The organism is Micromonospora sp. NPDC020750 (assembly GCF_044334565.1).
Classification (GTDB): Bacteria; Actinomycetota; Actinomycetes; order Mycobacteriales; family Micromonosporaceae; genus Micromonospora.
On record NZ_JBIRTH010000022.1, the window covers coordinates 1 to 7984 of the forward strand.

Here is a 7984-nt window from a genome sequence, read left to right on the forward strand (position 1 = left end):
GGAAACAGCTGGTCGGACGGGAAAGCCTGGACATCTCGTGCCACTTCTAGCGTCATGAGCCGCCCACACGAATACAGCAGCGACCGACGGCATTCAACGATCTCGTCCACGAAGACCACGACAGGGCGGTCGGGATCGTTGTTCCAGGTCTCGATCCAGTCGCGGATGTCGTTGGTGAGGGCACGAACCGAGCGGTGGGCGCCGCGTTGCGGTTTCAGGGTGGTCAGTGCGCCGAACCAGCGTTCGACGAGGTTGAGCCAAAAGCTGCTGGTCGGGGTGAAGTGCAGGACGGAGCGCGGGTGTGCGGCCAAACATCGTTTGATTGCCGGGGTTTGTGGGTCGAGGCGTCGCCCAGCACCACGTGCACGTCCAGGTCGGCGGGGGCCTCGCGGTCAAGGGTGATCAGGAGCTTCTTGAACTCGATCGCCCGGCACCGGCCGTGCAACGAGCCGGCCACTTCGCCGGAGGCCGGATTCAACCCTCATCTCCGCGGGCCTGACGCCGGTCGATGACCAACGAGCTTCTATCGTCATTGGTGGATGTCGAACTTGTTGGGTGCGGTGGTAGGCCGGCTGTCGCGCATCAACTGCAACGAGCCGGGAAAAGGGCGCCCCCGAGCCTGATCATGAGAGACTCATCCCTCTCACTCTCGGTGAGGTCCGCCGTCTCCTGGCGCGCACTACCAGCGAAGACTCCGACTTCATCAGCTGCGGCTGGAGTACTAGCAGCGTGTGGGATGCCAGGGCACTGCGGCCCGGAAGTACCGTGTCCGCTGAGCATCGCGGTACCCGGCCGTATGAAAGAAGTGAGCTTTCATGGGTGTGAGCCAGTCCGAACGGACATTGTCCAGTTTTCTCTCCTATCTCGACGGGTTGCGAGCGCGTGGCGACGTGCATTTCGACGAGAAGGTGCAGGCGTGGCACGTGCTTGGTTACCACGACACCCAGCAGGTGCAGACCGACCCGGTGACCTTCTCCTCCGAGGTCGCCCCGCTGGCACCGAAACAGGAAGACTTCGAGCTGTCCAACAAGGGCAACTTCCTCCGGTCGGACGATCCGGAGCACCGCCGGCTGCGCGGCATGGTCAGCAAGGCGTTCACCCCGAAGATGATCGCCGACCTGGAGCCGCGCATCGTCGAGATGACCACGCAGCTGCTCGATGCCGCCGATGCCGGCGGCGACCAGTGGGACTTCATCGAAAAGCTGGGCTACCCGTTGCCGTTCATGGTCATGGCTGAGCTGCTCGGCATCCCCGACGCCGACCGCGCGTTCCTCCGGAAGCTGTCCGACACCTTCGTCGAGGTGCAGAGCTACGAGCCGGATGGGTCGCTGGACGACCAGGGGAAAAGCGCGGTGAACAACGTCGCGCCGCTGCTGCGTGAGTTGAACCAGTACCTACTGCAGATCCTGCGCGCCCGCCACAAGAACCCCAGTGACGACCTGGCCGGGAGACTCATGTCGGTCGAGGTTGACGGGGTACGGCTGGACGAAGATGAGGCTCTCGGTTTCCTCAACCTGCTGGTCGCCGGCCACCACACCACAACCGCCGCCCTGGGCAACACGGTTCTCGCGCTGGACGAGAACCCCCACGTGTGGGACCAACTGCGGGCCGATCCGGCGCTGATCCCGGCCGCGATCGAGGAGTCGGTGCGCTTCCGGCCGCCGTTCCCGCGTTCGGCGCGGCGGGCGACGAAGGACACCGAGATCGGTGGCCAGAAGATCCCGGCCGGTGCGATCGTCCTGGTGTGGCTGACCACCGCGAACCGCGACGACCGCGTCTTCGCCGACCCGGACCGGTTCGACATCCTCCGCAAGCCCAATCCGCACCTGGCGTTCGGCAAGGGCATCCATCATTGTCTGGGCGCACCACTGGCGCGGCTGGAGACGAAGATCGCACTGCGCCTCATGCTGGAGCGCTACCGCGACATCCGCGTGCGCGATGACGTCCCGGTCAACCTGCGCAATCCCTGGACGATGATCGGCGTCAACAAGCTGCCCATCGAGGTTCGCAGGTACTGAGTGGGTCGCAGGTGATTCCTCCTCTCGGCGCATCCGTCGAGTTGACGGGTTGGTGCCGGATCTATTGTCAGGCAGGGAGAACGATGGGTACGTTTTCGACATGAAGGCGATTGTGTATTCGTCGACCGGCGGCCGTGATGTTCTGGAGTTCGTCGACCGGCCGGTGCCGGATCCGGGTCCCGGTGAGGTTCGGGTCCGTGTCGTGATATCCGGGGTAAACCATTCCGATTGGAAGGCCCGGGAGTTCGGTCACCGGGGCGGCCCCTTGATGTTCCCCGAGGTGGTGCCGCATCACGACGGTGGCGGTGTGGTCGATGCCGTGGGGGAGGGTGTCGATCCGGGAAGGGTCGGGCAGCGGGTGTGGGTCTGGGAGGCGGCGTACAAGCGTCCTCATGGCACGGCCGCGGAGTACACCATCGTTCCGTCCCGCAATGCGGTGCCGTTGCCCGCGAACGTGTCTTTCGAGGTCGGCGCGAGTTTGGGGCTGCGGGCGGTGGTCGCACACCGCTGTCTGCTCGCCGGGCAGAACGGTCCCGGCCGGCTGGCTCCGGGCGCGCTGGAGGGGTGCACCGTGCTCGTTGCCGGCGGCGCGGGAGGCGTGGGGCAGGCCGCGATCCAACTCGGAACCTGGGCCGGGGCGTCCGTGATCGCGACGGTCAGCAGTCCGGAAAAGGCGAAGCTGGCCCTGGCCGCCGGTGCGGCGCACACCGTCGACTACCGGTCGGCCACCGTGGTGGAGGACATCCGTGCGCTGGCCCCGGGCGGGGTGGACTTGATCGTCGAGGTGGCGGCGACCGCGAACATCGGCACTGCCGTGGAGGTCATCGCCACGGACGGTACCGTCGCCGCGTACGGGACCGAGGGCACCAGTGAGCTGACGTTTCCGACGCGGAAGGCGATCGGGCGGAACCTGCGCTTCCAGTTCGTGATGGTGATGACGATGCCCGCGGCCGACAAGGACCTCGCGGCGGCCGACATCACCGAGGCAGCGGCCGCGGGAGCGATCACCGCGGGAGAAGAGGCCGGGCTGCCCCTCCACCGGTTCCCACTTCACCGAACCGGCGATGCGCAGGACGCCGTGCAGGCCGGCATCGTGGGCAAGGTCCTCGTCGACGTCGGTGAGTGAGCCTCCTGTCCAGTCAGAGTGAGCGATCCCCGGTGATGTGGGTTGTTCCTGTGGCTGCTGCGGGGCCCTGGGCTCGACGCCGGCCTGATCGCCGGCACTCGATGAGTTCGCCCGCACCGTGGCCAACGTGGACTGAGCCGTAGGCGTCGTCACGGCTGCTGTGTTCGGCTCGGCGGTGTCTCTCGGGTGGTGGGATTCCCACACCGTTCGGGAGAGCTGCGCCTCTCAGCTCGGGCAAGTCGCATGGCTTGCCACCATCGAATCAGCAGACCATTGCGAAATGAATGCGAGTGTGGTGAGTTGCGGATTCTCGGCGTTTCCGGATCGCTTCGCCAGGAGTCGTTCAACACCCGGCTCCTGGCGGCCGTCCGGCCGTTGGCCCCGGCGGGGATGGAGATCGACCTCTTCGATGGGCTAGGCGAGCTGCCTCTGTACAACCAGGACCTCGACACCCGACAGGGCAGCCCGGCCCCGGTTACCCGGTGGCGCAACGCCATCCGCGAGGCGGACGGTCTGATCATCGTCACACCGGAGTACAACAGCTCGATCCCGGGCGTGGTCAAGAACGCGATCGACTGGGCCTCCCGCCCCCTCATGAACGCCGCGCTGCACGGCAAGAGCGTGCTGACCATGGTGGCCACCCCTGGGCGCGGCCTGGGCCGCAACGCGCTGACCGATCTGGGCCGGGTGCTGCACGACTGCCACGCGCACGTGATCAGTGGGCCGTGGGTGGTGCTCACCGAGGCGGAGGGCAAGCTCGTCGACGTGAAGGACGAGGAGCACGGTCGGCTCGTTCCCACCCTCGCCGACCCGGTCGCCGTGCGCATCGCCACGGTCCAGCTGAACGCGCTGGCCGCCGCAGTAGACGCGGGCGCCGGCGAGCACGGCGTGGCTCCGCTGCGCGCCTACTTCGCCGCCGGCCGAGCGCAGAACGGCTAGCCGAGCCCCGACCACGACCGTGTGCACCTGCTGTTGCGGGAGCACATGGACAGCTCCGGCGCGATGGTCGCCTTCGAGGACGACAAGCCGGCGGTCACGTACGGCGATCCGGAGGCGCGGACCCGGCAGCCGGCGCGGGGCATCTGGTGGGCCTCGGTGTGCGGCGTGGCGACCGGGTGATGATCTGCCTGCGCAGGCAGCGTGGAGACGCTCGAGATATGGCTGCCCTATCTCCCGGCCGACCACGGCCGGTGCCCGAAGAGCTCGAAGCCCTCCAGACGACCGGAACCGCGGGCAGCGTCGCTGCCGGCCGGATCTCCTACCTGCTCGGCCTGCGGGGACCGGCGATCATCGTGGACACGGTTACTACTTGGGGGGTGTGCGGCCGTCGAACCGCGCACGTCCTTTGGCCTCCGCGAGGGTGATCAGCGCCACGCACCGGCTCGACGCAGCGAGCGCGTCCCGGTCTCCGGTACGCGCGAAGACGTCCACGGCGGTGTCGGCGAACTTGATGACGTGTTCGTCCCCGTGGTCGACCGCATGGGCCATGGTGTCCTCGGCCGTCGTGACGCCCTCGGTGTGGACGGCGAGGTCCGCGCGATCGGCGGCGTGCTGGGGTGTGCACGCGGCGGTCAAGGCGGCGCTCGCCTGCCACGCGGCGTCCAGGCTCGGTACCCACAGCTCGCGCGGCAGGGCCGGCAGCACGCGGAGGACCGCGGTCGGCGTCGTCGAAGCGTGGACCAACATGACCGCGTGGCCGTGACCGTAGCTCAGGTAGCGGAAGACCGTGGCGTCGATCAGCTGGGTCAACAGCGTGGGCACCTGCTCGGGATCGTCCACGGCCCGCAGCGCGCCGAGTGCCGGTTGCCAACCCTCGGTGGTCGGGAGCTGGCTGAGCCGGTAGGGAACGCCCTTCTCCTGGTCGGCGACAGGCGGCACGGCGGCCAAGGCGTCGGCCGGCCTCAGCGACCCGGGGCGGCGGGAGGGGTCGCCGGTCACCGGCGTCCAGCACGCGGCCCAGTAGCCCAGGGCGTTGGCGAGCTCGATCACGTACGGGTTGTCGGCGCTGCCGGCGAATCGCGGCTCCGAGCGGGGATCCACTTCGGCCGCCAGCAACGAGTGGACCACGTGTCCGACCCGGATCGCGCCGTGCGCCGTGCCGCCGGCGATGCCGGGCACCAGCCGCGGCCACCACGTCGCCAGCACTTCCCGCCAGGGACGCTCGGCGACTTCGCGGTGGAACAGGGTCGTCCAGTCCGCCACCCGCTCCAAGTCGCCGAGGGCCTCCCGCCAGTCGTCCTCGGTGACCGGGACGAGCCCGCGCGGCTGTTCTTCCAGACGTTGCGTGTAGTTGTCGATCCAGCGATGCACGGAGTCGGCGTGCCCGTGCCGGACCATGGCCTCGACGGCCATCGGGCCGTGGTTGCTGAGGTGGTGGCCGCCCCACTCCGGTCCCGTCTCCTGGAACCGCTGGTAGGCATCCAACAGGACCGACTCATTGTCACTCATCCGGGTTCTCCAAGCTGGCGCAGAACTTTGTGTTCGACCCTTTTCGGATGCTAGGTCCGGCGCGCGCCGCGCACTATCCCCGACGTTGGTAGTGGCATTCGGCGCGTAAGGCGCCGCTTTACCAAGGCGGGGGATGGCCAGGGCCCGGGCAAAGCCGTTGAATATTGCAGAGCCGGTTCGGCGGGCGGTTGCCGGCGGCGATGTTGGTGATCCCGGCGGCGTTTGGTGCGCCGATGGCATTGTGGGTTGGCGGCGATTCGCCCGAACGTCGACCCGCCAACCCTTTGGAGGAGCCATGTCCGTTCTTGTCATCGGCGCTTACGGCGGTGTGGGCAGCCATGTGGTGGATGGGCTTCTGTCCACCGGAGTCTCGGCCCGGGGAACCAGCCGGACACCGGGTGCCTGCGAGTTGCCGGGCGCCGTCGAGATGGTCCGCCTCGACCTGGACGAGCCGGAGACCTTGCCGGCGGCGCTCGACGGCATCAAGAAGGTCTTCCTGTACGCCAACCCGGACGGCCTCCCCGAGTTCGTCAGCGCGGCGCAGGCGGCCGGGGTGGAACACGTCGTGTTGCTGTCGTCGGCTTCCGTGGTCGAACCCGCCACCAGGCACAGCCGGAGCGCGCAGATGCACACCGTGGTGGAGGAGGCGTTGCAGGAGTCCGGAATGGCGTGGACCTTCGTCCGCCCGACCACGTTCGCCAGCAGGCAGCTCCGCTGGGCTCCGGCGATCCGGTCCGGGGAGGTGTTGCGTATTCCGTTCCTGCAAGTGCGCACCGCGTCGATCCACGAACGGGACATCGCCGACGTGGCGGTCCGCGCCCTGACCGGCGCCGGGCACGAGGGGCAGGCGTACTGGCTGACCGGACCGCAAGCCTTGACGCAGCAGGAGTACATCGAGACGATCGGAGCGGTGATCGGGCGGCCGATCGAGGTCGTCGAGTTGGCTCCGGAGGACGTCGAGCCGAGGCTTCCGGAATCCTTCGTCCGGACCATGACCGAGCTCATGGCGGCCCCGTGCATCGTGATGTCCACCGTCGAGGAGATCACCGGGGTGCCGGCCCGCTCGTTCCGGCAGTGGGCCGAGGACCACGTCAAAGACTTCAGCTGACCGCGCGCGAACCGAAGGAAACCGCATCCCGGCCCTGGGTAACTCCACGACCGCGCGCACATCACCGCAGGTCACCGGCACGGCAACGGTGCGCTGCACTCTCGGATTCAGCCCCGGTCGCGCGCAGCGGCCCGGCACCACCCTGGTCCGCGACCGCACGGTGCGGGAGGTCGCCGGCCGAGCCGGTCGGCATCGAGTACGACCGCCTGCTCGACGAGATCCGGGAGCGCATCGCCGACCCGCTCGCGGGGGCACGGCGATCGTCGGAGCGCGGCGGGTCGTCCGTGTGATCGAGGCGGTACCGGGGGCCGGCGACGGATGCGGTGACCGCCGTGGTGCTCGACCTCGACGGCGTGCCCGTAGACAGCCACGAGGTGATGAGTCAGGCGTTCTCCGTCGCGTACGCCGAGGTGGTGGGCTCGACATCGACGGCACGAAGACGGCGCTACGCGCGGAGACCGGCGGCGGTCCGGCGCTGGAACGCGCGGCTCGCTGGACTGCCGCGGGGTACGGGAGGGTCTCGCCCGCCTCACGGCAGAGGTCGCGCGGCTGGCCACGCGGTTGCCGGCCGGGTTCCGCCCGGTCGGGGTGGCCAACGCGGGCGCCGGCGGGCGCGTCCTCTACCTCGGCGTGGGCGCCGGCGTAGTCGTCGACGCAGCGGAAGGCGCACCGACGCTGTGCGGCCCGTTCGAGATCGGCCACGTGATCATCGACCCGGGCGGCCCGCGCAGCGCACGGGCTCTGGCGTTGCGCTCGCGGGATCGTGCTGGCATGCGCGGACGCCGCTGGTGAGTCGAACAGCCAGATCGCGCATCAGCTCGGGATCGCCCGTCACCCGGTGAGAAAGTGGCGTTACCGGTTCGCCGCCGATCGGCTCGACGGGTTGCTGGACGAGCCGCGGCCGGGCTGGCCCCGCACGATGGCCGACGCCGACGCGGAACTTGTCATCACCACTACGTTGCAGACCACACGAACCTCTACCTCGACCGCCCGCCCTGCCGGCGACGGACGGCCCGGACGGGGTCGTCCCGGCCTGGCCGAACCGCCCGGGGTGGGTGAGGCTGGACGTTCCGGCGCGCCTTCGGCGAGCTGTTCGGCGGCGTGCCGATGGGGTTGGCCGCCGACGGTGAGCCGCCGCGCTGGCCGAGGCCCGAACGCCCTGTCGTGTTCTGCGTGGACGAGATCGTTCGAATGCCGTCGGTCGCTGCTGTATTCGTGTGGGCGGCTCATGACGCTAGAAGTGGCACGAGATGTCCAGGCTTTCCCGTCCGACCAGCTGTTTCC

8 protein-coding genes and 1 pseudogene are annotated in these 7984 nt (G+C 68.8%); 7 read left to right on the top strand and 2 right to left on the bottom strand.

Going from position 1 to position 7984, the window contains the following annotated elements; all coding sequences use genetic code 11:
• Window positions 1-131: 131 nt before the first annotated feature.
• Window positions 132-478: pseudogene (locus ACH4T9_RS31770) on the bottom strand (transposase); the annotation flags it as partial.
• 337 nt (window positions 479-815) lie between these two features.
• Between ACH4T9_RS31770 and ACH4T9_RS31775 the strand changes: the two are divergent.
• The 5 genes from ACH4T9_RS31775 (at window position 816) to ACH4T9_RS31795 (ending at window position 4508) form a co-directional block, all read left to right on the top strand.
• Window positions 816-2018 (top strand): cytochrome P450, encoded by a 1203-nt coding sequence (locus ACH4T9_RS31775; protein ID WP_396675125.1) that lies wholly within the window; start codon window positions 816-818, stop codon window positions 2016-2018.
• A gap of 100 nt (window positions 2019-2118) precedes the next feature.
• On the top strand, window positions 2119-3144 hold the full coding sequence (locus tag ACH4T9_RS31780) for an NADPH:quinone reductase (protein ID WP_396675126.1): 1026 nt from the start codon (window positions 2119-2121) through the stop codon (window positions 3142-3144).
• Between the two features lie 300 nt (window positions 3145-3444).
• Entirely contained in the window at window positions 3445-4083 is a 639-nt protein-coding gene (locus ACH4T9_RS31785) for an NAD(P)H-dependent oxidoreductase (RefSeq protein ID WP_396675127.1), read from the top strand.
• A gap of 21 nt (window positions 4084-4104) precedes the next feature.
• On the top strand, window positions 4105-4263 hold the full coding sequence (locus tag ACH4T9_RS31790; RefSeq protein ID WP_396675129.1) for a hypothetical protein: 159 nt from the start codon (window positions 4105-4107) through the stop codon (window positions 4261-4263).
• A gap of 38 nt (window positions 4264-4301) precedes the next feature.
• A complete protein-coding gene (locus tag ACH4T9_RS31795) occupies window positions 4302-4508 on the top strand; it encodes a beta-ketoacyl synthase N-terminal-like domain-containing protein (RefSeq protein ID WP_396675131.1) in 207 nt (68 codons plus the stop codon).
• On the opposite strand, the gene ACH4T9_RS31800 is transcribed toward ACH4T9_RS31795, so the two are convergent.
• The gene (locus ACH4T9_RS31800; protein WP_396675133.1) at window positions 4450-5592 is read right to left on the bottom strand and encodes a hypothetical protein; all 1143 of its coding nucleotides are present in this window, start codon (window positions 5590-5592) and stop codon (window positions 4450-4452) included. The two genes, ACH4T9_RS31795 and ACH4T9_RS31800, sit on opposite strands and share 59 nt — an antisense overlap.
• A gap of 295 nt (window positions 5593-5887) precedes the next feature.
• Here ACH4T9_RS31800 and ACH4T9_RS31805 point away from each other — a divergent pair, with 295 nt between their 5' ends.
• Window positions 5888-6700, top strand: coding sequence for an NAD(P)H-binding protein (locus ACH4T9_RS31805; RefSeq protein WP_396675135.1), 813 nt, complete (start codon window positions 5888-5890; stop codon window positions 6698-6700).
• A 763-nt stretch (window positions 6701-7463) separates the two neighbouring features.
• The coding region (locus ACH4T9_RS31810; RefSeq protein WP_396675137.1) for a helix-turn-helix domain-containing protein at window positions 7464-7984 on the top strand (521 nt) is incomplete at its 3' end.

What these genes read in the sequence shown, in the direction of transcription:
- ACH4T9_RS31800 (WP_396675133.1), bottom strand. Translation starts at nt 5,592, where the DNA reads ATGAGTGACAATGAGTCGGTCCTGTTGGATGCCTACCAGCGGTTCCAG.
- ACH4T9_RS31795 (WP_396675131.1), top strand. Translation starts at nt 4,302, where the DNA reads ATGGCTGCCCTATCTCCCGGCCGACCACGGCCGGTGCCCGAAGAGCTC.
- ACH4T9_RS31775 (WP_396675125.1), top strand. Translation starts at nt 816, where the DNA reads ATGGGTGTGAGCCAGTCCGAACGGACATTGTCCAGTTTTCTCTCCTAT.
- ACH4T9_RS31780 (WP_396675126.1), top strand. Translation starts at nt 2,119, where the DNA reads ATGAAGGCGATTGTGTATTCGTCGACCGGCGGCCGTGATGTTCTGGAG.
- ACH4T9_RS31805 (WP_396675135.1), top strand. Translation starts at nt 5,888, where the DNA reads ATGTCCGTTCTTGTCATCGGCGCTTACGGCGGTGTGGGCAGCCATGTG.